The 23,274-nt window shown below is 70.4% G+C and carries 24 protein-coding genes and 1 pseudogene; 16 read left to right on the top strand and 9 right to left on the bottom strand.

The annotated features are described in order from the left end of the window. Positions 1–120 precede the first annotated feature (120 nt). Positions 121–1,917 (bottom strand): AMP-dependent synthetase/ligase, encoded by a 1,797-nt coding sequence (locus RPX00_RS25690; RefSeq protein ID WP_406629160.1) that lies wholly within the window; start codon positions 1,915–1,917, stop codon positions 121–123. Positions 1,918–2,029: 112 nt separating this feature from the next. Here RPX00_RS25690 and RPX00_RS25695 point away from each other — a divergent pair, with 112 nt between their 5' ends. From RPX00_RS25695 to RPX00_RS25725, 7 genes and pseudogenes are all read left to right on the top strand, one after another. Then, entirely contained in the window at positions 2,030–2,440 is a 411-nt protein-coding gene (locus RPX00_RS25695) for a polyketide cyclase / dehydrase and lipid transport (protein WP_406629161.1), read from the top strand. Between the two features lie 9 nt (positions 2,441–2,449). Next, on the top strand, positions 2,450–3,244 hold the full coding sequence (locus RPX00_RS25700) for a metallophosphoesterase (RefSeq protein ID WP_406629162.1): 795 nt from the start codon (positions 2,450–2,452) through the stop codon (positions 3,242–3,244). 27 nt (positions 3,245–3,271) lie between these two features. Further along, positions 3,272–3,709, top strand: a complete 438-nt coding sequence (locus tag RPX00_RS25705; protein WP_116202091.1) for an SRPBCC family protein — start codon at positions 3,272–3,274, stop codon at positions 3,707–3,709. Continuing rightward, positions 3,710–4,866, top strand: a pseudogene (locus RPX00_RS25710) (ArsA family ATPase). 83 nt (positions 4,867–4,949) lie between these two features. Beyond that, complete coding sequence (locus tag RPX00_RS25715) at positions 4,950–5,330, top strand: hypothetical protein (RefSeq protein ID WP_406643080.1); 381 nt, start codon at positions 4,950–4,952, stop codon at positions 5,328–5,330. Between the two features lie 15 nt (positions 5,331–5,345). Beyond that, entirely contained in the window at positions 5,346–6,272 is a 927-nt protein-coding gene (locus RPX00_RS25720; protein ID WP_406643082.1) for an ROK family protein, read from the top strand. 546 nt (positions 6,273–6,818) lie between these two features. Next, positions 6,819–7,688, top strand: a complete 870-nt coding sequence (locus RPX00_RS25725; protein WP_406629163.1) for an NUDIX domain-containing protein — start codon at positions 6,819–6,821, stop codon at positions 7,686–7,688. Between the two features lie 542 nt (positions 7,689–8,230). On the opposite strand, the gene RPX00_RS25730 is transcribed toward RPX00_RS25725, so the two are convergent. Continuing rightward, positions 8,231–9,016: an SDR family oxidoreductase gene (locus RPX00_RS25730; RefSeq protein ID WP_406629164.1), complete on the bottom strand. Its 786-nt coding sequence runs from the start codon at positions 9,014–9,016 to the stop codon at positions 8,231–8,233. A gap of 106 nt (positions 9,017–9,122) precedes the next feature. Here RPX00_RS25730 and RPX00_RS25735 point away from each other — a divergent pair, with 106 nt between their 5' ends. After that, positions 9,123–9,689, top strand: coding sequence for a TetR/AcrR family transcriptional regulator (locus RPX00_RS25735; protein WP_406629165.1), 567 nt, complete (start codon positions 9,123–9,125; stop codon positions 9,687–9,689). Between the two features lie 27 nt (positions 9,690–9,716). Here the strand turns inward: RPX00_RS25735 and RPX00_RS25740 are convergent, their stop codons facing one another. Genes RPX00_RS25740 through RPX00_RS25755 form a run of 4 tightly spaced genes read right to left on the bottom strand, consistent with a single transcriptional unit; the run spans position 9,717 to position 12,656 of the window. Continuing rightward, positions 9,717–10,172 (bottom strand): YdeI/OmpD-associated family protein, encoded by a 456-nt coding sequence (locus RPX00_RS25740; RefSeq protein ID WP_406629166.1) that lies wholly within the window; start codon positions 10,170–10,172, stop codon positions 9,717–9,719. Positions 10,173–10,190: 18 nt separating this feature from the next. Next, entirely contained in the window at positions 10,191–11,330 is a 1,140-nt protein-coding gene (locus RPX00_RS25745; protein ID WP_406629167.1) for a glutamate--cysteine ligase, read from the bottom strand. 10 nt (positions 11,331–11,340) lie between these two features. Beyond that, positions 11,341–11,892: a hypothetical protein gene (locus RPX00_RS25750; RefSeq protein ID WP_406629168.1), complete on the bottom strand. Its 552-nt coding sequence runs from the start codon at positions 11,890–11,892 to the stop codon at positions 11,341–11,343. Continuing rightward, positions 11,889–12,656, bottom strand: coding sequence for an alpha/beta hydrolase (locus tag RPX00_RS25755; protein WP_406629169.1), 768 nt, complete (start codon positions 12,654–12,656; stop codon positions 11,889–11,891). The genes RPX00_RS25750 and RPX00_RS25755 overlap by 4 nt, the downstream gene beginning before the upstream one ends. A gap of 217 nt (positions 12,657–12,873) precedes the next feature. Here RPX00_RS25755 and RPX00_RS25760 point away from each other — a divergent pair, with 217 nt between their 5' ends. After that, a complete protein-coding gene (locus RPX00_RS25760; protein WP_406629170.1) occupies positions 12,874–13,635 on the top strand; it encodes a lysophospholipid acyltransferase family protein in 762 nt (253 codons plus the stop codon). A 20-nt stretch (positions 13,636–13,655) separates the two neighbouring features. Then, positions 13,656–14,144: a polyadenylate-specific 3'-exoribonuclease AS gene (locus RPX00_RS25765; RefSeq protein WP_406629171.1), complete on the top strand. Its 489-nt coding sequence runs from the start codon at positions 13,656–13,658 to the stop codon at positions 14,142–14,144. Positions 14,145–14,510: 366 nt separating this feature from the next. On the opposite strand, the gene RPX00_RS25770 is transcribed toward RPX00_RS25765, so the two are convergent. After that, a complete protein-coding gene (locus RPX00_RS25770) occupies positions 14,511–15,599 on the bottom strand; it encodes a 3-deoxy-7-phosphoheptulonate synthase (protein ID WP_406629172.1) in 1,089 nt (362 codons plus the stop codon). Positions 15,600–15,889: 290 nt separating this feature from the next. Here RPX00_RS25770 and RPX00_RS25775 point away from each other — a divergent pair, with 290 nt between their 5' ends. The 4 genes from RPX00_RS25775 (at position 15,890) to RPX00_RS25790 (ending at position 19,364) form a co-directional block, all read left to right on the top strand. Further along, entirely contained in the window at positions 15,890–16,915 is a 1,026-nt protein-coding gene (locus tag RPX00_RS25775) for a 6-phosphofructokinase (protein WP_406629173.1), read from the top strand. Positions 16,916–17,006: 91 nt separating this feature from the next. Next, on the top strand, positions 17,007–18,281 hold the full coding sequence (locus tag RPX00_RS25780) for a S41 family peptidase (protein ID WP_406629174.1): 1,275 nt from the start codon (positions 17,007–17,009) through the stop codon (positions 18,279–18,281). Between the two features lie 9 nt (positions 18,282–18,290). Beyond that, positions 18,291–18,725: a VOC family protein gene (locus tag RPX00_RS25785; protein ID WP_406629175.1), complete on the top strand. Its 435-nt coding sequence runs from the start codon at positions 18,291–18,293 to the stop codon at positions 18,723–18,725. Between the two features lie 75 nt (positions 18,726–18,800). Continuing rightward, positions 18,801–19,364, top strand: a complete 564-nt coding sequence (locus RPX00_RS25790) for an exonuclease domain-containing protein (protein WP_406629176.1) — start codon at positions 18,801–18,803, stop codon at positions 19,362–19,364. Here RPX00_RS25790 and RPX00_RS25795 read toward each other — a convergent pair. Together RPX00_RS25795 and RPX00_RS25800 are read right to left on the bottom strand one after the other, a co-directional pair. Then, the gene (locus RPX00_RS25795) at positions 19,361–20,797 is read right to left on the bottom strand and encodes an aromatic amino acid ammonia-lyase (protein ID WP_406629177.1); all 1,437 of its coding nucleotides are present in this window, start codon (positions 20,795–20,797) and stop codon (positions 19,361–19,363) included. The genes RPX00_RS25790 and RPX00_RS25795 overlap by 4 nt on opposite strands. 10 nt (positions 20,798–20,807) lie before the next feature. After that, entirely contained in the window at positions 20,808–21,110 is a 303-nt protein-coding gene (locus RPX00_RS25800; RefSeq protein WP_378313211.1) for an ArsR/SmtB family transcription factor, read from the bottom strand. A 168-nt stretch (positions 21,111–21,278) separates the two neighbouring features. Here RPX00_RS25800 and RPX00_RS25805 point away from each other — a divergent pair, with 168 nt between their 5' ends. Both RPX00_RS25805 and RPX00_RS25810 read left to right on the top strand, forming a co-directional pair. After that, on the top strand, positions 21,279–22,508 hold the full coding sequence (locus tag RPX00_RS25805) for a glycoside hydrolase family 18 protein (RefSeq protein WP_406629178.1): 1,230 nt from the start codon (positions 21,279–21,281) through the stop codon (positions 22,506–22,508). A gap of 61 nt (positions 22,509–22,569) precedes the next feature. After that, positions 22,570–23,235, top strand: coding sequence for a DUF2461 domain-containing protein (locus tag RPX00_RS25810; protein WP_406629179.1), 666 nt, complete (start codon positions 22,570–22,572; stop codon positions 23,233–23,235). The last annotated feature ends 39 nt before the right edge of the window (positions 23,236–23,274 follow it).

The raw sequence follows: 23,274 nt of genomic DNA on the forward strand, positions 1-23,274 counted from the left end.
ACCCGAGGTACCGGAACGGGGAGGCGGACATCGTGCGGCAGAACATGGCCGACGAGTATTTCGGCAGGCCGCACTAGGAACGGCACGCGAGGGGCGCCGGCCCGGCGCCCCTCGGCCGGCTCACTTCCGGTAGAGCGCCTCGATGTCGGAGGCGTAGTTCTTGTTCACCACGTTGCGCTTCAGCTTGAGGCTCGGCGTGATCTCGCCGCCCGCCTCGGTGAAGTCGTTGGCCAGCACGGTGAACTTCTTGATCGACTCAGCGTGCGACACCTGCTTGTTCGCCTCGTCGACCGCCGCCTGGATTTCCGCGCGCAGGTCCGCGTCCTCGGCCAGCTCGGACACTGTCGCCGCTTCGGGCTTGCCGTGCTGGGCCTTCCACGCCGGGAAGTACTCCTCGTCCACGGTCACCAGCGCGGCGATGAACGGGCGCTGATCGCCGACCACCATCACCTGGCTCACCAGCGGCGCGGACTTGATCGCGTCCTCGAGCCCGGACGGGGCGACGTTCTTGCCGCCCGCGGTCACGATGATCTCCTTCTTGCGGCCGGTGATCTTGAGGAAGCCGTCCGCGTCCAGCTCGCCGAGGTCGCCGGTGTGGAACCAGCCGTCGGTGAGCGCTTCCGCGGTCGCCTCCGGGTTGTTGTAGTACCGGCCGAACACGACGTCGCCCTTGAGCAGCACCTCGCCGTCCTCGGCGATCTGCACCGAGGTGCCCGCGACCGGACGCCCGACGGTGCCGACGCGGAACGCCGCGCTGGTGTTCACGTTCGCCGCCGCGGAGGTTTCGGTGAGGCCGTAGCCCTCGAACACCGGCACGCCGATGCCGCGGAAGAAGTGCGCCAGCCGCGCGCCGAGCGGAGCCCCGCCGGAGACCGCGGCGATGCAGCGGCCGCCCAGCGCGGCGCGGAGCTTGCCGTACACCAGCTTGTCGAACAGCAGGTGCTTCGCGCGCAGGCCCAGCCCGGCTCCGCCGTTTTCCTGCGCCTCGCTGTACGCGACCGCGGTGGCCTCGGCGGCGTCGAAGATCTTGCCCTTGCCGTCGGCGTGCGCCTTCTGCTTGGCGGTGTTGTAGACCTTCTCGAACACGCGCGGCACGGCGACCACGAACGTCGGCCGGAAGGTGCCGAGGTCCGGCACCAGGTTCTTCACGTCCGGCGTGTGCCCGAGCGTGACCCGGGCGGTGAGCGCGGTGATGGCGATCGCGCGGGCGAGGATGTGCGCCAGCGGCAGGAAGCACAGCAGCGAGTTGCCCTGCTCCATCAGCTCCGGGAACGCCTCGATGTCCGCGCGGATCTCGGCCAGCAGGTTCCGGTGCGTCAGCTCGACGCCCTTCGGCCGCCCGGTGGTGCCCGAGGTGTAGACGATGGTGGCCGTCTCGTTCGCGGTGACGCTGCGGCGGCGGGTGTGCAGGTCCTCGTCGGAGACTTCGGCGCCCAGCGCGGTCAGCTCGTCGACCGCGGGGGAGTCGCCCTCGATCTGCCAGGTGTGCTCCAGCGTGCTGAGCCGCCCGCTGATCTCCTCGACCGCCTTGCGGTGCGCGCCGGTCTCCACAACGACGGCCTTGGCCGCCGAGTCGGAAAGGATCCAGTGCACCTGTTCGGGCGAAGACGTCTCGTAGATCGGCACCGTGACCGCGCCCGCGGCCCAGATCGCGAAGTCGATCAGCGTCCACTCGTAGCGGGTCTTCGACATCAGGGCGACCCGGTCGCCGTGCCCGACGCCCGCCGCGATCAGGCCCTTCGCCGCGGCCGCGACCTGGTCGGCGAAGTCCTTCGCGGTGACGTCCAGCCAGGTGCCCTCGACCTGCCTGCGGAAGCTGACCACGTCGGAGAACCGCTCCGCGTTCGCCCAGACGACATCGGCCAGATTCTCGTCGTCGGTCACCGGCTTCCCGGCGGGGGCGCTGTATTCGCGCACGTGGACCTCCGTGTTCGACGCGTGCGGTTACCCGCCAGTCAACTTAGCCTGCCGTAGACCTTAAGACCATGCTGGCACGTGCCGCGCGGCGAGGTCGTGACATCGTGTCCGGGTGCACGCACCGCCAGCTCTCGATCTCGTCGACGAGACCTTCATCGTCGTGCCCCCGTCCACCGTCGCGGCGGCGTTCGCCGACCCGCGCTCGTGGCGGCGGTACTGGCCCGACCTGGAGTTGCAGGTCTACACCGACCGCGGGGACAAGGGCCTGCGCTGGACCGTCACGGGCGCCTTGATCGGTACCATGGAGGTCTGGCTGGAACCTGTTCTCGACGGCACCGTGCTGCATTACTTCCTCCGGGCCACGCCGGCCGGTCCCGGCGGCGTCCCGCGCGAGCTGAGCCCGCGCGAACTGCGCCGCGAGTTCGACCGGCGGGCGCGCGCGGCGAAGGACGTGGCGCTGGGGCTGAAGGAGATCCTCGAGGACGGGCGCGAGCCGGGGGTTCCGCCCCGGCCCGTCGAGTAGGAGGCTCTTGTGCGGGTTCACGTCGTTTCGGACGTGCACGGCAACGCCGACGCGCTGAAGCGGGCGGGGGACGGGGCGGACGCGCTGGTCGTGCTCGGCGACCTGCTCGACTTCGTCGACTACCACGACCACGACAAAGGCATCATGGGCGTGCTGTTCGGCGCGGAGAAGGTCGGCGAGTTCGCCCGCCTGCGCCGCGAAGGCACCAGGGACGAGACAGTCGCGTACTCGCGCACGCTGTGGGCCACGCTGGACGACCCGGCCGCCGCGGTCGACGAAGCGGTCCGCGAGCAGTACGCGACGTTGTTCGCTTCGATGACCGCGCCCACGTACGCGATCCCCGGCAATGTCGACGCGCCGTCGGCGTGGCCGGAGTTCGCCGGGGAGGGCGTGCGGCTGGTCGACGGCGAGGTCGTCACCATCGGCGGCCTGCGATTCGGCTTCGCCGGCGGCGCGGTGCTGCCCGAAGGCGTGCTCCCGAGGCCGCGCAAGGGCGCGGCGTGGCGGCCGTACCTGCGGGCGCGCGAGGAGTTCGACGCGGCGGTTTCGCAGCTGGACCGGGTCGACGTTCTCTGCACGCACATCCTGCCGGCGGTGCCCGAACTGACCTACGACGTGGTCGCGCGGCGCGCCGAACTCGGGTCGAAAGCACTGCTGGACCTGATCCTGCGGCAGCGTCCGCGCTGGTCGGTGTTCGGCCACGTGCACCAGCCGCTGGCCGTGCGGCGCCGGGTCGGGCACACCGAGTGCCGTAACGTGGGTCACTTCAAGGAGACCGGGCAGCCCTACGTGCTGCGCTGGTGACTGTGCTGTCCGGCTACGCTTCGTCCCATGGCCGAGCAGTCCACGCAGTCCATCGAGGTCGACGCCGAGCCCGCACGGGTCATGTCGGTGATCTCCGATTTCCCCGCGTACCCGGAGTGGACCAAGGCGGTCCGGGAGACCGAGGTGCTCGCGACCGACGACGCGGGCCGGGCGAAACAGGTGAAGCTCACCCTCGACGCCGGGCCGATCAAGGACGTGTACACGCTCGAATACGACTGGGACGATTCCGGTCTCGGCGTCAGCTGGCACCTGGTCAAGGGCCAGATGCAGAAGGCGCAGAACGGCCGGTACGCGCTCGAGCCGCTCGGCGGCGGGCGCACCCGCGTCACCTACACGCTGTCGGTGGAGCTGGCGCTGCCGATGATCGGGCTGCTGCGGCGCAAGGCGGAGAAGATGGTCATGGACACCGCGCTCAAGGAACTCAAGCGCAGGGCCGAGGGCTAGATGCGCATCCTGCTGTTCACCGGCAAGGGGGTGTCGGGAAGACGACGCTCGCCGCGGCTACCGCTGCCGCGCTCGCCGGCCGCGGCAGGAAGACGCTCGTCGTGTCCACCGACCCGGCGCATTCGCTCGGCGACGCGTTCGGCACGCCGCTGCACGCCGAACCCTCCGAAGTGGACCTCCGCGGCGACGGCCTCCCGGCCGGGCTGTGGGCCGCGCAGGTGGACTCGCGGGCGCTGGCCGACCGCACCTGGCACGAGCTGCGCGGCGAACTGCGGAAAGTGCTGGCCGGAGCCGGTCTGGACGTCCTGGACGCGGAAGAGCTGACCGTGCTGCCCGGCGTCGACGAGCTGCTCGCGCTGAGCGAGGTGCGGCGGCTGGCCACGCAGGGCCCGTGGGACACCGTGGTGGTCGACTGCGGTCCGACCGCCGAGACGCTGCGCTTGCTCTCCCTGCCGGAAGCGGTGTCGGGCTACCTCGGCCGCGTCTTCGGCAACCGGCGCGTCGCGGCGTCGGTCCGGCAGCTCGGCGCGCACCTCGACGCCCTGCGTGAGCTGCTCACGGACCCGCGCGTGACGACGGTGCGGCTCGTGCTCACGCCGGAGCGAGTGGTGGTGGCCGAGGCCCGGCGCACGCTCACGTCGCTGGCGCTGCGCGGGATCGCGGTCGACGGCCTGATCGCCAACCGGCTGATGCCCGCGCCCGGGTTCTGGCGCGGTTCGGCGGCGAAGTGGCTGCGCACCCGGCGGGACCAGCAGGACGCGGTGCTGGCGGAGCTGTCCGAGGCCGGGTTCGGCCCGGACGAGCTGGCCCGCGTCGAGCACCGGGCGAGCGAACCGGTGGGCGCGGCGGCGCTCGCCGAACTGGCCCGCGAACTGTACGGCAGCCGGGATCCCTTGTCCGGCAACGGAAAACCGGTGACGCCGCTGTTGTCCGTCGCCGCCGACGGCGACGGTTTCCGGCTGCGGGTCGCGCTCCCGCTCGACCGGGATTCGGCGGTCGACCTCGCCCGCGTCGACGACGACCTGGCGATCACCGTGGACGGGTTCCGCCGGCTCGTCGCCCTGCCCGAGACGCTGCGCCCGTGCCGGATCACCGGCGCGGAATCCGACGCCGACGGCCTGGTGGTCAGCCTGGCCGGGAACCGGGGATCCGGGTGAGCGAAGAACACCGCGAAGAAGACGCCGCAGGGTCGTTTTCCGACGGCCTGAAGCTGGCCGAGGAGATCCGGCTGCTGGTCGAGATGGTGATCGAACGCGCCGCGCCGTGGCTGGAAGGCGTCATGGCCGCCGGGCACGGCCCCGGCCCGGAGGAGCCGGGCGCGCCGGATGTGGAGGACAGCACTTCGGGATGCGGCTGGTGCCCGCTGTGTGCGATCGTCGCCGTCGTGCGCGGCGAACGGCCGGAGTTCGTGGCCAGGGTCCTCGAACAGGCCGCCCAGCTCGTCGCGCTGCTGCGAGCGGTGCTCGCGGACCGCTGGGAGCCGGAGGAGGGCGTGCACATGCCCGGGTTCCGGCCCTCCGCGCACCTGGCAGCGGCTCCGGCTTCCCCGGAGCCGTCGTCGCGGGTCCAGCACATCGTCGTCCGCCGCCGCGCGGACTGGCAGCCGGAGCGGGAGAACTGATTGCTGACCGTAGGGGTGGACGTCGGCGGCACCAGCGTGCGCGCCGGCGTCGTGGACGAGCGCGGCTCGCTGCTCGACACGGCGCGCGTCGGGACGCCGAGCGAGGAGAACGCGCTCGAAGACGCCATCGCCGGGGTCGTCGAGACCCTGCGCAACCGGCACGAGGTCGCCGCGGTCGGCCTGGCCGTCGCCGGCTTCGTGGCCCGCGACCGCCGGTCGGTGATGTTCGCACCGCACCTCGCCTGGCGCGACGCCCCGGTAGCGGACCGGATCGCGAAGCGAGTCGGCCTGTCGGTGACGCTGGAACACGACGTCAACTCGGCAGTCGTCGCCGAACACCGCTTCGGAGCGGCGCGCGGGGCTCGCGTGGCGGCCCTGGTCGCACTGGGCACCGGAATCGGCGCGGGTCTGCTGCTGGACGGCGAGATCTACCGGGGAGCCCACGGCGTCGCACCGGAACTGGGCCACCTCACCGTGGTCCGCGACGGCCGCGCCTGCCCGTGCGGCAAATACGGCTGCTGGGAACGGTATTGCAGCGGAACGGCACTGGCCGCGACCGCGGTCGAACTCCTTGCCCGCTACCCAGGCCGTTCCACCGTGCTATCCCGCGAAATCGCCGGCGACCCGGGTTCGGTCACCGGCCGCCGGGTAGCCCGCGCAGCCCGCGACGGCGACCCGATCGCCTTGCGCGCCATGGCAGAACTGGCGAAATGGCTGGGCGAGGGACTCGCCCTGGTCGCGGACGTCTTCGACCCGGAGATCATCGTGATCGGCGGCGGAGTCTCGGAGTCGGCGCCACTGTTCCTGGACGAGGCCCGCGAGCACTACGCGGGCGCGATCACCGGTGCCCGGCACCGCCCGCTGGCCCGGATCCGCACGGCACATCTCGGCGACGACACGGCGATCGTAGGAGCGGCGGCGCTGGCGATGGACGCGTTGTGAGCGCTTGACGCCGGTGCTGACCGGCATCGGCACTCACGACATTCGCGGCTGGGGGCGGCAGCGGTCTCGCAGGGTTTAGGTGCTCGTGAGTCTGGGGTGAGCTGGCGCTGCTGTGCGCGAGGTTCGGGTTCTTGCGGGCGTAGGCGCTCGTGAGTCTGGGGCGCGCTGGGGCTGCCGTGCGCGAGGTTCGGGTTCATGCGGGCGTAGGCACTCACGAGTCTGGGGCCCGCCGTGCGCGAGGTTCGGGTTCACGCGGGGCGTAGGCGCTCACGAGGTTCGAGCGCGTTCTGATTCAGGATCGCCCCGCACGAGACCCGTGGCCAGCCGCCGCGGCCGGAGCGGCCTCCGGGCATAGGCACTCACGAGGTTCGCGGCTGGCACCGGTCTCGCGGTTCTTGCGGGGTGGAGGCGTTCGCGAGGCTGGGGCACGCCGGGGCCGCCGTGTGCGAGGTTCGGGTTCATGTGGTCACGAGGTTCGCGGCTGGGGCGGTCTCCGGCCCCTCGCCGGGATTAACACTCACGAGGTTCTGTGGAAGGCTGGGCCGGGTGACGCCGATGACCGCCAACCGCTTCGTGCGGTGTTCCTGCGGCCGTCAGCACTGGGGCGCGTTCGGCGCGGCCGGGTTGTTGTTGTGCGATCCCCGTCGGGGCGTGCTGTTGCAGCGTCGCGCGTGGTGGGTGCACAACGGCGGCACGTGGGCCTTGCCCGGCGGCGCGCTCGAGGCTGGCGAAACGGTGCACGAGGCCGCCGCGCGGGAGGCGTGGGAGGAAGCCGCGATCCCTTCGTCGGCGTTCCGCGCGATGTCGGCTTCGGTGCTGGACCACGGGGAGTGGCAGTACACGACCGTGCTCGGCCTGGCCGACAGCGCGTTGCAGGCCCAGGTCGCGAACTCGGAAAGCGCCGAGATGCGCTGGGTCCCGCTCGACGAGGTGGCCGCCCTCAAGCTGCACCGCGATTTCGCCGCCGCGTGGCCGGTGCTGCGCGAGCAGCTGGGCCGCGAACTGGTCCTGGTGGTCGACGCGGCGAACGTGATGGGCTCCCGCCCAGACGGCTGGTGGCGCGACCGCCGCGGCGCCGCGGAACGGCTGCGCGACCAGCTGACCGGCCCAGCCGAACGCGGCCTGCGCGACGAGGTGGCCGGCATCGGCGCGGGCCCGGCGTGGTCATGGTGGCCGCGGGTGGTGCTGGTGGTCGAGGGCCAGGCCAGGGGAGTGGACCCGATCCCGGGCATCGAGGTCGTCTCGGCGGAAACGGACGGCGACTCGAAGATCGTCGAGGTGACCGCCACCGCCCGGCAACGCCCCGACGACCACGTCGTAGTGGTGACCGCCGACCGCGAACTGCGCGGCCGGGTCGGCGCCCTCGGCGCGGGAGTGCTGGGGCCCGGGACGCTGCTGCGAGAGCTGAGCCGCTAGGCAGTCGCTGCTCTCGGCGGGCCAGACATGGCTCCCCGTCGGCCGGACAGGCCCCAACCGGCGAGGTCTGATCGGCTGGGCGGGCTCAAGCCGACAAGATTCGAGCAGCCGGGCAGGTCCAAACTGGCGAGATCCGGTCGGCCGGGCGAGCCCAAGCCGACAAGGCCCGGTCAGCCAGACAGACCCAAGCCGACGAGGTCCGGTCGGTCGGGCGGGCTCAAGCTGGCGAGGTGCGGTCGGCTGGGCGGGTCCAAGCTGGCGAGGTTCGGTCTGCCGGGCGGGTCCAAGCTGGCGAGGTTCGGTCTGCCGGGCAGGTTCAAGCTGGCGAGGTGCGGTCGGCTGGGCGGGTCCAAACCGGCGAGGTTCGAGCAGCCGGGCAGGCTCAAGCTGGCGAGGTGCGGTCTGCCGGGCAGGCTCAAACCGGCGAGGCCCGGTCAGCCAGACGGGCGTCGCCTGCTCAGCCAGGCAGGCACCCTGTCTGGGACAGCCTCGCCACAGTCAAGCCAGCGACCCGGACCTCGCACACCTCCCTCCACCCCGCGTCACACGGTCTTCACCGATCCCGCGTCGACCAGGTGGTCCGCCCCGGTGATGCTCGCGGCCAGCGGCGAGGCCAGATACGTGATCAACGTGGCCACCTCCTCCGGTTCGACCAGCCTTCCGGTCAGCATCCCGGCCCCGGCGGGCAGTCCGGCCAGCAGGTCCTCGTGCGACAGCCCCATCGAGGAAGCCAGTTCGGCGCCGTAGCTTCCCGGGCCCTCCCACAGCGCTGTGCGGACCGGGCCGGGCGAGACGGTGTTGACTCGCACCCCTTGCGGTCCGAACTCCTCCGCCAGCGCCTTCCCGAACGCGGTCAGCGCGGCTTTCGCGGTGGTGTAAGCGATCGGGCCCGACTGCGGGATCCGCGCGCCGTTCGACGAGACGGTGACGATCGCCCCGCGGCGTTCGACCAGGTGGGGCATCGCGGCGCGGGAAGCCCGGACCGCCGCGAGGAAATTCAGCTCCACCATCTCGCTCCACTGCCGATCGGTGAGCGAGAGGAACCCGCTCGCCTGTCCGGGGGTGTCGCCGCCGCCGACGTTGTTGACCAGGACGTCCAGCCCGCCGAACTCCGCGACGGCGTGCTCGATCAACCGGCTGGGACCGTCGGGCGTGGAGAGATCCACGGCGACGGGCACGGCACCGGTTTCCTTCAGCTCCGGGGTGATCGTGCGGGCGGCGGCGACCACTCGCATGCCTTCGCCGATCAGCGCGGAGACCGTGGCCAGCCCGATTCCTCGGCTCGCCCCGGTGACCACTGCGGTCTTGCCGGTCAACTGCATGTCCATGAGACGGCTCCTAAGTCGGGTCATCGGCGATACAGTTACGCTAGCAGTTGCGACACTAGTGTTGCAACTAAGAACCGAACGGGTACCATGGCGTAAACTAATCAGCATGGAGAAGCGGGCCCTGCGCGCGGACTCGGAACGGACGGTCCAGGCGATCCTCGAGGCCGCCGAACGCGTGCTCAGCGACAATCCGGCGGCGACGATGGAGCAGATCGCGGAAGCGGCGGGCGTCTCGCGGACGACGGTGCACCGCCGGTTCGCCAGCAGGGACGCGCTGGTGAGCGCCATGACCCGCTGGGCGACCCAGCAGTTCCACGACGCGCTGGCGAGCGTCCGGCCCGACGTCACGCCGCCGCTCGTGGCGCTCTACCAGGTCACCGCCAACGTCCTGCGGGTCAAGCTCCGGTGGGGGTTCGCGATGAACACCCACCCGGCGGAGGACGGCGTGCTCACCCCGGACGTGCTGACCCAGTGCGACGAGTTCTTCCAGCGGCTGAAGGAAACCGGCGCGCTGCGGCCCGGCATCGACCTGGTCTGGGCTCGCCGCGTGTACTGCGCGCTCATCCACGAAGCGGCGCAGGACCAGGACTCGGCCGATCCGGACGCGCTGGCGACCCAGGTCGTCGACACCGTGCTGGGCGGATTCGGCAAACCAGGGCTGACCGTGGGCTAGGCGAACCAGTTCAGCAGACGGCGAAGCTCAGGCAATCCCGTCCCCGGCCAGTTCGGCCACGATCTTCGCGATCCGGCGCTCGCGCGTCTCCGCGCGTTTGGCCGAGGTGACGGCTTCGACGCGTTCCCGTTGTGCGGTAAAGGAAAGCTTGTCGAACGCGGCCCGCGCGCCAGCCCGCGAGGCCAGTGCGGCCGCCAGCTCTCCGGGCACCTCGACGGTCCGCTCGGCGAGATCGGCTTCGAGCGTGACCTCGACCGTCTCCCCGGCGGCGACCCCGGCCGCCTCCCGGTTCGCCGCGCTCAGCGGCAGCATGAACTCGTCGGAGTAGACCGCGACCGTGCTCCGGTAGGTGTGCGGGCCGATCGTCACCCGGACCTTCGGCCGCCGTCCCTGGCCGAGCGCCTCGACCACCTCGGCCGGGACCCGCAGGCCGGTGGCGGTTTTGCCGTTGAGTTCGACGAGTGTGCGGAACGTGTGCGACATCGTTGCCTCCCAAGCCAGCTAAGCGTGCGGGACGCCGTCACGCATCTCGGTGACCAGCGCGGCGACCACGGCCTTCAACGATCCGTTGTACTGCTTCGCGACCGCCCGCTGGCGCTGATAGCTCGCGCCGACCCGGAGGATGTTCTCGACGTCGCGCAGCTCGCGCACGCAGTCCAGCCTGCGGGCGACCGGTTCCAGCCGGTCCAGCAGTTCGGCGAGGTCTTCGGTGACGAGGCGTTCGCGGCCGGCGGCGTCGAGGATGACGATCGCGTCCAGGCCGTAGCGCGCGGCGCGCCACTTGTTCTCCTGCACGTGCCACGGCGGCAGCGTCGTCAGCTGTTCGCCCTTGTCCAGGCGGGCGCTGAAATCGTCCACGAGGCACTGGGTGAGCGCCGAGATCGCGCCGACCTCCTGCAGCGTCGGCAGTCCGTCGCACACGCGCATTTCGACGGTGCCGAAGTGCGGGGCCGGGCGGATGTCCCAGCGGATCTCGGAAAAATGGTCGATCACGCCGGTGGTGAACATGTCCTCGACGTAGCCCTCCAGCTCCGCCCATTCGTGGAACTGGAACGGGAGCCCGGCGGTCGGCAGCTGCTGGAACATCAGCGCCCGGTTCGAGGCGTACCCGGTGTCCTCGCCGGCCCAGTACGGCGACGACGCGGACAGCGCCTGCAGGTGCGGCGCGTAGCGCAGCAGCCCGTCGAGCACCGGCAGCACCTTGTCCCGGTGGTCGAGCCCGACGTGCACGTGGACGCCGTAGATCAGCATCTGCCTGCCCCACCACTGGGTGCGGTCGATCAGCTTGGCGTACCGCTCCTTGTCGGTCACTTTCTGCCGGTACCACGAGGAGAACGGGTGCGATCCGGCGGAGAACAGCTCGACGCCCAGCGGGTCGGTGACCTGGTGCACCTCGTCCAGCGCCTCGGCGAGGTCGTGTTTCACCTCGCCGACCGTGCGGCAGACGCCGCTGACCACCTCGACGGTGTTGAGCAGCAGCTCCTGTTTGATCCGGGGATGCTCGGCGGCGCCGTCCGGGCGGACCGCGGCGAGCAGTTCCTCCGCGACCGACCGCAGTTCCCCGCTGCGCCGGTCCACCAGCGCGAGTTCCCATTCCGCGCCGACGGTGGAACGCCGGGACGCCCGGAAGTCGATCCGCATGCCCGTCCGGTCAGACCTGGGCGCCGTTGCTGGGGTCCGCGCCGGGCGGCGGACCCTGGCGCACGCGCAGCAGGAGCAGCGCGATGCCGGTGGCGAGCGAGAGGATGCCGAGCGGAGTGGCGAGCGCGGGCCCGACCCCGATCAGGTTCGGCACGATCAGCAGCAGGAGCCCGACGACGAAGAACAGCAGCACCACGAACGCGCCCTTGCGCCAGCGCGGCAGCGGCGGCGGCTCCGGCGGCACGTAGTGCTCGTCGTCCTCGGCCGGGTCGCCGGAGAACATCGTGGTGTCCCAGTCGGTGCCGCCGGTGCGCCAGCCCTCCTCCTTGGGCGCCGCGGGCGCTGAAGGAGGAGGCGGGTCGGCGGCGGGCTTGGGCTTGGCTTTGCCCGTTTCGGGTTCCGCGCCGGGGGACGCGTCGGATTCGGCGGACGCGGGGCCGGCGCTCGCGAACGGGTCCTCGTCGAGGAACACGCCCACGCCCTCGGCCCGGAGATCGGCCACGATCTCGGCGAACGTGGCGTCGACGTCCTCGGGCCCGTCCGCGCCTTTCCCCCGGTTCATCCGGCACCCACCTGTCCCGCCCGCAGTTCCCGGGCGAAGTCGACACTGCGGCTGAAGATCAGGTCCGCGTCGTGGTCCTGCGTCGCGACGTGGAAGCTGTTCTCCAGCACCACCTCGGTCACGTCCGTGCTCGAGATGCTGTCCAGCACTATCCGCGAGTTCTCGGGTTCGACGACGTGGTCGACCCGCGAGTGCAGCAGCAGCACCGGCTGCGTCACCTTCGGCAGGTCGGCCCGCACGATCTTCCACAGCTTGGCGAGGCTCGCCGCGGCCCGCACCGGCGTGCGCGGATAGGCCAGCTCGACCTCGCCGGGCTTCGCGATGTCGTTGGCGATCGCGCGGACCGACGGGACCACTCGCGACAGCAGCGGCAGCACCTTGGCGTCCAGGCTCAGCCGCGTGACCGAAGGGTTGACCAGCACGATGCCGGAGATGTCGGAACCGAACTCCTCGGCGAGGCGCAGGGTGAGCGTGCCGCCCATCGACATCCCGCCGACGAACACCTGGTCGCACTCCGCGCGCAGCGCCAGCAGCGCCTCGCGGACCGTGCCGTACCAGTCGTGCCAGGTCGTCCGGTTCGCCTCGCGCCAGTGCGTGCCGTGGCCGGGCAGCAGCGGGCAGCGCACCGCGAAGCCCTCCCCGGCCAGGTGGTCGCCCCAGGCGCGCAGGCCGGCGGGCGTCGCGGTGAATCCGTGGCAGAGCAGGAAGCCGGCCCCGGAGGAACCCGGGTGGGAGAACGGTTCCGCGCCGGCGAGCACGCCCATCACGAACGCCCTTCCGATCGAAGCGGTGGAGTCCTCCCATGCTCTCACGCCGAAGCCGGGTTGTGGGGCCCACTCCGGATGCGGGCGCCGGCCCGGCGCCGCTGTGAGATCGGTCGCTGCCGCCGGGTGACCGCCCGGTCTCGCGTTGTGCGGGCCGGTGCTTGTTCCGTACCCTGACCTGCCAGGGCCCGCGCGGGCAGGAAAGGACTGGAATCCGGTGCTGTACTTGCTGATGAAGTGGGTGTTCATCGGACCGCTGCTGAAGACCCTGTGGCCCACCAAGGTCGTCGGGGCGGAAAACATCCCCGAGACGGGTGGCGCCATCCTCGCCGGCAACCACCTCGCGGTCGCGGACTCCTTCTTCATGCCGCTGCGGGTCAAGCGCAAGGTCACCTTCCCGGCGAAGTCCGAGTACTTCACCGAGCCCGGGTTCAAGGGCAAGCTCAAGAAGTGGTTCTTCACCGGCGTCGGCCAGTTCCCGATCGACCGCTCCGGCGGCAACGCCGCGCAGGCCGCGCTCGACACCGCCATCCGGCTGGTCAAGGACGGGCACCTGCTCGGCATCTACCCCGAGGGCACCCGCTCCCCGGACGGGCGGCTGTACAAGGGCAAGACCGGCGTCGCCCGGATCGCGCTCGAATCGCGCGGCGTGGTGATCCCGGTGGCGATGGTCGGCACGGACAAGGTGAACCCGATCGGCTCCAAGATGTGGTGGCCGCGCCGGCTCGAGGTGCGCTTCGGCAAGCCGCTCGACTTCTCCCGCTACGAGGGCCTGGCCGGCGACCGGTTCATCGAACGGTCGATCACCGACGAGATCATGTACGCGCTGATGGAGCTGTCCGGCCAGGAGTACGTGGACATCTACGCGGCTAAGGCCAAGGAGTTGCTTGCTGCTGAGGCGGCCGGGGTGAAGCCCGCGGTGCCGCCTCAGCCGACTGGGCTTGACGCTGATCGGGTGCCGGAGACGAAGGCCGGGTAGCGCCCTACTACAGTTCCCCGGTGCGTTTTTTCTACGACACCGAGTTTATTGAGGACGGCGTGACGATTGACCTCGTGTCGATCGGTGTCGTTGACGAGCGCGGACGCGAGTTCTATGCCGTGTCCACTGACTTCGACCCCGGGAGGGCGGGGGCTTGGGTGCGGGAGAATGTGCTGCCCAAGCTGCCTTCGCCGGCGGATCCGGCTTGGCGTAGCCGGGAGCGGATTCGGGCGGATCTGCTGGAGTTCTTCGGGAAGCCGCCTGGGGGGATTGAGCTGTGGGCTTGGTTCGCGGCTTATGACCATGTGGCGCTGGCGCAGTTGTGGGGGGCTATGCCTGCGTTGCCTCGGCAGTTGCCTCGGTTTACTCGGGATTTGAGGCAGCGGTGGGAGGATGCGGGGAAGCCTAAGTTGCCTGCTGCGCCTGGGGATCAGCATGACGCGTTGGCTGATGCTCGGCATAACTTGCAGCGGTGGGAGGTTATTGAGGAGGCGTTTCGGAGGCGGTGAGTCGGCTCGTCGCCTGGCGGCGACATTGCGGCCCTTCGCTGCGTGGGGCACCCCGAAGCCCGATTGTGACTACGGCGCGGGGGTGCTTGTCAAGGCGGGAAAGATGCCTTGACAAGCACCCCCGCGCCGCGTTTTTGGCTTCGTATCGGGGTGCGGGGGTGGTGTGGGTGCCTGGCTGGGTGGGGTGCGTCGGCGGCGGTCAGGGTCTGTGAAGGACTCCTTGAGGGAATCTGGGGTTGTGAAGGGGGCCCTCACGGACGGCTGCTCGCGCCCCAATGTGGCATTGGGTGCATCTGACGCACCCAATGTGGCGTTCGGTGCGTCCTGCGCACCCAATGCCACATTGGGGGAGGGGCAGGCGGCTGGTCAGCGGCGGGTGCGGACTGCGGTGGCCAGGGTGTCCAGCAGGGTTTCGGTGGTGTTCCAGTCCATGCAGGCGTCGGTGATCGACTGGCCGTAGGTCAGGTCGGCGGATTTGCCCAGGACCAGGTCTTGGCGTCCGGCTACCAGGTTGCTTTCCAGCATGAGGCCGGCGATGCCGCGTTCGCCCGCGGCGATTCGGGTGGCCAGGTCTTCGACGACTTCAGCTTGCCGGACGTGGTCCTTGTTGCTGTTGCCGTGGCTCGCGTCTACGACCAGGCGTTCCGGGAGGCCGGACTTTGCCAGGCGGGCGAGGGTTTCCTCGACGGACGCGGGGTCGTAGTTCGGGCCTGCGGAGCTGCCGCGCAGGATGACGTGGCAGTCCGGGTTTCCGGAGGTCGTCACGAGGGCGGCCAGGCCGTCCACGTTGATGCCGGGGAAGACGTGCGACGCGGCGGCGGCGCGGGTCGCGTCCACGGCTACCTGGATGTCGCCTTCGGTCGAGTTCTTGATGCCGACCGGCATGGACAGGGCGCTGCACAGTTGGCGGTGGACCTGGCTGGCGGCCGTGCGGGCGCCGATCGAGCCCCAGGTGACGATGTCCGAGATGAACTGCGGCGTGATCGGGTCCAGGAATTCGCAGCCGACCGGCAGGCCCAGCGCGGACACGTCCAGCAGCAGTTTCCGGGCCAGTCGCAGGCCCTTGTTCACCGCGAAGGTGCCGTCGAGGTCCGGGTCGTTGATCAGGCCCTTCCAGCCCAGCGTGGTGCGCGGCTTTTCGAAGTACACCCGCATAACGATGTGCAGGTCCTCGCGCAGCGCTTCCGCTTTGGCGGCCAGGCGGCGGGCGTAGTCGAGGGCGGCTTCCGGGTCGTGGACTGAGCACGGGCCGACGATCACGGCGAGGCGGTCGTCGCGGCCGTCCAGGATGTCGACGGTTTCCGTGCGTCCGGTTTGCGCCACTTTGGCGACCGCGGCGTCGACGGGATGGTCTTCGCGCAGCAGTGCGGGCGAGATGAGGGGACTGACCGACGTGGTGCGGCGGTTGTCGAGGGTGCTCGCGTCGGCGGGGGCGGCGACGAGACGGGTGCTCATGAGCGGGTGGTTCCTTCCTGGTGGACACCGACCCGCGGGGGACTCGCCGAGCCGGTTCGAGATCCGGCTCGGGTGGAGGTCAGCGCAGGTTCACGCCGCCGTGCCCACCCGGGGCCGGCTTCGTAAACCAGAAATAGCGCTGCACGCCGCCACCGTAACACACCGCCGAGAGGGCCCAGCCTGGACCGGATCGGGCAGGTGGTCCGCCCTGCACCGATCCAGATGAAAGCCGCTACGCTGTCCGCGGACTGTGACTGGACTCTCCCTGCGAGGAAGACGGAGGCAACAGAATGCGTGTCGGTGTGCTGACGGGGGGCGGCGACTGCCCCGGCCTGAACGCGGTCATCCGCGCGGTGGTCCGCAAGGGCGTCGAGGTGCACGGATGGGAGTTCGTCGGCTTCCGCAACGGCTGGCAGGGCCCGCTGACCGGCGACAGCCGGCCGCTCGGCCTCGCCGACGTCGAGGACATCCTCACCCGCGGGGGCACCATCCTGCGGTCGTCGCGGACGAACCCGTACAAGGTCGACGGCGGCGTCGACCAGATCCGCAAGGTGCTCGCCGACCAGGGCGTGGACGCGCTGATCGCGATCGGCGGCGAGGACACCCTCGGCGTCGCGAAGCGGCTGACCGACGACGGCATCGGCGTCGTCGGCGTGCCCAAGACCATCGACAACGACCTCGGGGCCACCGACTACACCTTCGGCTTCGACACCGCGGTCTCCATCGCCACCGAGGCGATCGACCGGCTGCACACGACGGCCGAATCGCATCACCGTGCGCTGGTCATCGAGGTCATGGGGCGGCACGCCGGCTGGATCGCGCTGCACTCCGGCCTCGCCGGCGGCGCGAGCGTGATCCTGGTCCCGGAGCGGCAGTTCTCCGTCGACCAGGTCGTGCGGTGGGTCGAGCAGCGTTTCGAGAAGGAGTACGCGCCGATCATCGTCGTCGCCGAGGGCGCGCTGCCCGAGGGCGGCGAGGAGAAGCTGCTGACCGGCGAGAAGGACGCCTTCGGGCACGTCCGGCTCGGCGGCATCGGCAACTGGCTTGCCGACGAGATCTCCGAGCGCACCGGCAAGGAATCGCGGGCGGTCGTGCTCGGCCACGTCCAGCGCGGCGGCACCCCGACCGCGTACGACCGGGTGCTCGCGACTCGCTTCGGCCTGCACGCGGTGGACGCGGTCGCCGACGGCGACTTCGGCGTGATGGTGGCGCTCAAGGGCACTGACATCGTCCGCGTGAAGCTGTCCGAGGCGACGGCCGAGCTGAAGACCGTTCCGCTGGAGCGGTACCAGGAGGCCGAGGTCTTCTTCGGCTGAGGACGGGGCTTCCCGTGGTAGGGGCAACCCCACCGCGGTGCCGGGGGTGCGCGGTATTCCGTGCGCCCCCGGCTTTTTCTACCCTCGGCTCGTGCGAATCTTCCTGGCGGGCTTGACAATCCTCTCCCTGACCGTGGCCCCGAGTTCCACTGTGGACAGTGTGTGGCGGACCGAGGGCTACGGGCAGCTGATCCAAGTGTCCGGCGGCAAGCTGACTGCCTACGACGTCACCGAGGTCAGCTGCCTGCCCGGCACCCTCTCCGGAACCGGCGACGGCACCAGGTTTTCGACGAACGAAGGCTCTGTCGTCACCATCCGGCAAGGCAGGATGAGCTTCGACGACAACCTGGGCACACGGTCCTTGCGCCGGGTATCAGGCGGATTGCCGCCCGCGTGTCACGACCAGCCGGCGGATCTGTTCGACGTCTTCTGGCACACCTTTGCCGAGAACTACCCGTTTTTCCAGGCGAAAGGCGTCGACTGGAAGTCCGAAGGGGACGCTGCCCGCCGCGAGGCCGCCGCGCATCCGGAACGCCTTTTCGACGTCCTATGTGGACTGATCCGCCCGCTGCACGACGCTCATGTCGGCTTGGTCGCGCCGGGGCAGCGGTGTTCGTCGCCCCGGCCCGGCACCCCGGACCCGGCCACGACCGTCCCGCGCGCCATCGCCGTAACCGACGCCAACCTCGGAGCGCCGATTCGGCATTGGGCCGACGGAGCCATCTCCTACGCCGATCTGCCCGACGGTCGCGGATACCTGCGCATCAGCGGATTTCACGACTACGCCGACACTTTCGCCGCCAGCAGCAAGGTGCTGGCGGACGCGCTGGACGAGATCTTCACCGCCGACCGGGTCCACCAGTGGCGCGGCCTGATCCTCGACCTGCGCGTCAACGGCGGCGGTGACGACCCGCTCGGCCTGCAGGTCGCCGCCCGGCTCACCGACGTCCCGCACTTTGCCTACGCCAAACGCGCCCGCAACGACCCCGACGACCCGGCGAGGTTCACCGTGCCGCAGCCGTTCTTCGTGCACCCCGCCGCCGCGCCGCGCTACACCGGCCCGCTGACGGTCCTGACCGGAAACCTGGACGTCTCAGCGGGGGAGACCTTCCTGCAGGCCTCGCTGAACCGGCGTCCGCGACCGGTCCTGATCGGACAGTCCACTCAGGGCGCCTTCTCCGACCAGCTGGAGCGGACGCTGCCGAAGCAGGGCTGGCAGGTGTCGCTGCCGAACGAGGAATACCTCGACCCGCACGGCCGCACGTATGACGGCACCGGCATCGCCCCGGACGTCCAGGTCCCGGTTTTCGCCCCGGAAGACCTCGCCGCCGGCCGGGACCCGGCGCTCGCCGCGGCGCGTCGGTAAGCTGAGCGCATGGGGACGGTCAAACACTTCCAAGTCACTTTCGACTGCGCGGAACCCGAGCGCGTCGCCCGCTTCTGGTGCGAGGTGCTCGGGTACGTCGTGCCGCCTCCGCCGGAAGGATTCGCCAGCTGGACCGAGTTCGACCGTTCGCTGCCGGCGGATCAGCAGGGCGCGGCGTTCGCCTGCGTCGATCCCACCGGCGTCGGTCCGCGGCTGTACTTCCAGCGCGTGCCGGAAGGCAAGGTGGTGAAGAACCGCGTGCACCTCGACGTGCGTGCGGGCACCGGCCTGGTGGGCGAAGAGCGGCTGGCGGCCCTGAAAGCCGAGGAAGCACGGCTGACCGCATTGGGCGCGACGACGGTGCAGGTGCTGCTCGCCGACGGCGTGAACGAGTCCTGCATCTCGATGCAGGACGTCGAGGGCAACGAATTCTGCCTGGACTGACCCGAGCCGCCGGACTGTCCACATAGGCCAGAAAACCGGGTGCCGTCGCGGGACCCGGTTCCTACACTCGCGGACATGGACGGCTCCCCGGATCTCCTCAACGTGGTCGATGTCGAAGCGACCTGCTGGGAGAAGCAGCCTCCGCCCGGACAGGTCAGCGAGATCATCGAGATCGGGCTCACCGTCGTCGATCTGCGCGCGGGCGAGCGCGTGGCGAAACACCGGATCCTGGTCCGCCCGGCCCGGTCGCAGGTGAGCCCGTTCTGCACGGAGCTGACCGGGCTGACCGCTGCCGAGGTGGAGGGCGGCCTGTCGTTCCGGGAAGCCTGCCGGGCGCTGGCGGTGCGGCACCGCACGGCGGAGCTGCCGTGGGCGAGCTGGGGCGACTACGACCGTAATCAGTTCACCCGGCAATGCCGCCATACCGGGACCGAGTACCCGTTCACCAGCAGGCACACCAACGCGAAGGTCGCTTTCACCGCGGCACACGGCCTGCGCCGCCGTCCCGGGATGGCGCAGGCCCTCGAGGTCGCCGGGCTTCCGCTGGAAGGCCGCCATCATCGCGGTGACGACGACGCGTGGAACATCGCCGCACTGGTGCTGGACCTCGCGAAGCGCGGAGCATGGCCGGGCGGCTAGATCCGCGCCAGTTCGTCCAGCACCCCGGCCGCTTTCGCGATGTCGTCGGTCAACGGCCGGTCATCCAGCCGCTCGTCCAGCACCTCGACGGCCGCCGTGAACGCTGCCCGCACCGGCAGATCCACCAGCTCCGCCTTCCGGATCCGCAACGCCCGCACAGCCGCGACCAGCTCGCACGCCAGCACTTGCCGGTACGCGGCCGCTGCCGCGGTAGCCGCCCGCGCGGCTTGGGTCGAGAAGCTCGCGTGGTCCTCGATCCCGCGCGACACCACCGCGGTCCCGAGCGTCGCGGGCAACGCCGCCTGCCGCAGTTCGGTGAGCGCGTCGTGCGCCACGTACTCCAGGATCATCACCCCGGAACTCCCCGGCGGGCCGACCGCGAGAAACGGCCGCAGCCCGGTGAATTCCGGCTCCACCAGGTCTCCCAGCCGGGCCACGGACAGCTCCGCGACCTGATGCACGGTCGCGCGGGCCTGGTCGAGCGCGGTCGAGACGTACGCGGTGTGGAAGTGCGCGTGGTGGTACGCATCGCCGTGCACCGTGGAGATCATCGGATTTTCCGTGCTGGCATTGATTTCCACGGCGAGCACGTCACGCAGGTAGTGGATCGCGTCCAGCGCGGGGCCTTGCACCTGAGGGAAAGCGCGCAGCCCGAAGGGATCCTGAAGCCGACGCCCCGGCCTCGGCGTGCTGTGCATGCCCAGCAGCCGGCGCATCTCGGCCGCACAAGCCACCTGCCCGGCGTGCGGACGTGCTTCGTGCACAGGCGTCGCGTACGCCTCGGGGTTACCGTCGAGAGCCACGTACGTGAGCGCGGCGACGGCGTGGCTCGCGCGGGTGAGCGTGTCCAGGCTCATCGCGGCGAGAGTCGCTTCGGCGAGCGTCGCGGCGTTGCTGCTCATGAACGCCAACGCATCGCCCGCGTGCACTGGAACCGGCTCCACCGAACCGATCGCCCACGCGCGTTCCCCGGCCAACGCGAGCGCGGTTTCCGCGAGCGGCGCGAGGTCGCCGGTGCCGATCGCGCCCAGCCGGTGCACCACGGGCAGCGCCCCGGTGCGCACGGCTTCGGCGAGCGCGCCGATCAGTTCCGGGCTGATGCCCGAACGGCCGGCGAGCAGCTGGTTGAGCCGGATCAGCAGCATCGCGCGGATCTGGCCGTCCGGCAGCAGATCGCCGCTGCCGCCGGCGTGGCTGCGCAGCAGGCGAAGGCCGTGTTCGGCGGGCTCGTCGACCGCGTCGTCCTTGTTCGCGCCGACACCGGTGGTGCGGCCGTAGACGACTCGCCGGGTGCTCAGCTCCTCGGCCAGCTTCCACGAGTGCTCCGCGGCGCGCAGCGCGGCGATCGAGACGTCGATCGCCAGCGCGCCTTCGGTCCCCGCCGCCGTGACCACGTCGGCGCACCGCAGGGTCCGGCCGTCCACTCGGATCACGGCGTGCTCCTCATTCGGTTTCGTCCAGCCGCTGTTCGAGCGCGTCGAGCCGGTCCGCCCAGAACCGCCGGTACGGAGCGAGCCACGCGTCCACTTCGGCCAGCGGCTCGGCGCGCAGCCGGTAGCAGCGGCGCTGCGCGGAAACGCGCACCGTCACCAGTCCCGCCTCGCGCAGCACGCGCAGGTGCTTGGACACGGCGGGCTGGCTGAGCCGCAGCTCGGCCACCAGTTCGCCGACCGACCGCTCGCCGTCGAGCAGCAGGTCGAGCAGCGCGCGGCGGCGGGGTTCGGCCAGCACGTCGAAGGTCTGCATCACCCCGGAAATCTGCCCCGCGGCGCATATGCCTGTCAAGGAATGCGCATGCGCCGATTGTCCGTTTTTTGGTCTAAACCATTGACCTAGTGGTCTAGTCCACTTACGGTGCTGATGTCCCCACCGTTATCAGCTTGTCACCGACGGTGACTTCTGAAGGGAGCAATGATGCTTCGCTTGCGCAGAAAACGCTTGCTGGCCTTGGCCGGCTTGGCGACCGCGGCGCTGGCCGCGACGGCCGCGCTCGTCCCCGCCGCCTCGGCCGCCGCGCCCGCGAGAACGGAGGCCGCCGCGTCCGGAAAGGTGGTCGGCTACTTCACCGACTGGGGCATCTACGACCGCAACTACCACGTGAAGAACATCGAGACGTCCGGCTCGGCGAACAAGCTGACGCACATCAACTTCGCCTTCGGCAACGTCACCGGCGGCGGCTGCGCGATCGGCGACGCGTGGGCCGACTACCAGAAGACCTACGACGCGGCAGGCAGTGTCGACGGCGTCGCCGACACCTGGGACCAGCCGCTCGCGGGCAGCTTCAACCAGCTCAAGAAGCTGAAGGCCAAGCACCCCGGGCTGAAGATCATCTGGTCGTTCGGCGGCTGGACCTGGTCCGGCGGCTTCGGGCAGGCCGCGAAGAACCCGGAAGCCTTCGCGAACTCCTGCTACAACCTCGTCAACGACAAGCGCTGGGCCGGCCTGTTCGACGGCATCGACCTCGACTGGGAGTACCCGAACGCGTGCGGCCTCACCTGTGACACGAGCGGTCCCGACGCGCTGAAGAAGCTGCTCGCGGCAGTGCGGGCGAAGTTCGGCTCGTCGAAGCTCGTCACCGCCGCGATCACCGCGGACGGCAGCAACGGCGGCAAGCTCGACGCCACCGATTACGCGGGCGCCGCGCAGTACGTCGACTGGTACAACGTGATGACCTACGACTTCTTCGGAGCCTGGGCCGCGCAAGGCCCGACCGCGCCGCATTCGCCGCTCACGTCGTACAACGGCCTGCCGACGCAGGGCTTCTACTCCGACGCGGCCATCCAGAAGCTGAAGACCAAGGGCGTCCCGGCTTCGAAACTGTTGCTGGGCATCGGTTTCTACGGCCGCGGCTGGACCGGCGTCACGCAGAGCGCGCCGGGTGGCACCGCGACCGGACCGGCCCCTGGCAAGTACGAACAGGGCATCGAGGACTACAAGATCCTCAAGACGAGCTGCCCGGCGACCGGAACCGTCGCGGGCACCGCGTACGCCAAGTGCGGTTCGAACTGGTGGAGCTACGACACCCCGTCGACCATCGCGGGCAAGACGTCGTACGCGAGGTCCCAGGGGCTCGGCGGCACCTTCTTCTGGGAGCTGTCCGGCGACACCTCGAACGGTGAACTGATCACGGCGCTCGCGAAGTAACCTTTGTCCGAATGAGACCGGGGCACCGATTCTGTCGGTGCCCCGGTTTATCGTGCTGCGGGTGAAGTTCAGCGGATTCGGGGAGCACGCCGTCGAGTTCTACGACGGGCTGCTCGCGGACAACACCAAGGCCTACTGGGACGACCACGTGGCGATCTACAAGGAGCACGTCCGGGCTCCGATGGAGGCGCTGCTGGCCGAGCTGGAGCCGGAGTTCGGCGCGGGCTTCGGCGAGGCGAAGGTGTTCCGGCCGTATCGCGACGTCCGGTTCGCCAAGGACAAGACGCCGTACAAGACGCACTGCGGCGGCGTGATCGAGTCCGGCCGCGGCGGGGGAGCGTATTACGTCGAGGTCGGCCCGGCCGGGCTGCGCGTCGGCGGCGGCTGCTTCCACCTCGCCTCGGACCAGCTGGCCCGGTACCGCACGGCGGTCGACACCGAACTGCACGGGCCCGCGCTGGAGAAGATCCTGGCGAGTCTGCGCAAGGCGGGCTGGGAAATTCTCGGTGACCGGCTGAAGTCCAAACCGCGCGGGTTCGCCGAGGACCACCCGCGCCTCGACCTGCTGCGGCACCGTTCGGTGTACGCCGTGCGCGCCTGGGAGCCGGACGACTTCCTGCACGAGCGCGAGGCGCTGGACCGGGTCCGGAAATCGTGGCGCCAGCTGCGGAAGTTCAACGAATGGGCACGCGACCACGTCGGGCCGAGCGAGAAGCCGCGCCGCTGACCCGGCATCCCCCGGCCGGGTGGTTCGCGGACCCGTGCC

The organism is Amycolatopsis sp. WGS_07 (genome assembly GCF_045278895.1).
Taxonomy (GTDB): Bacteria; Actinomycetota; Actinomycetes; order Mycobacteriales; family Pseudonocardiaceae; genus Amycolatopsis.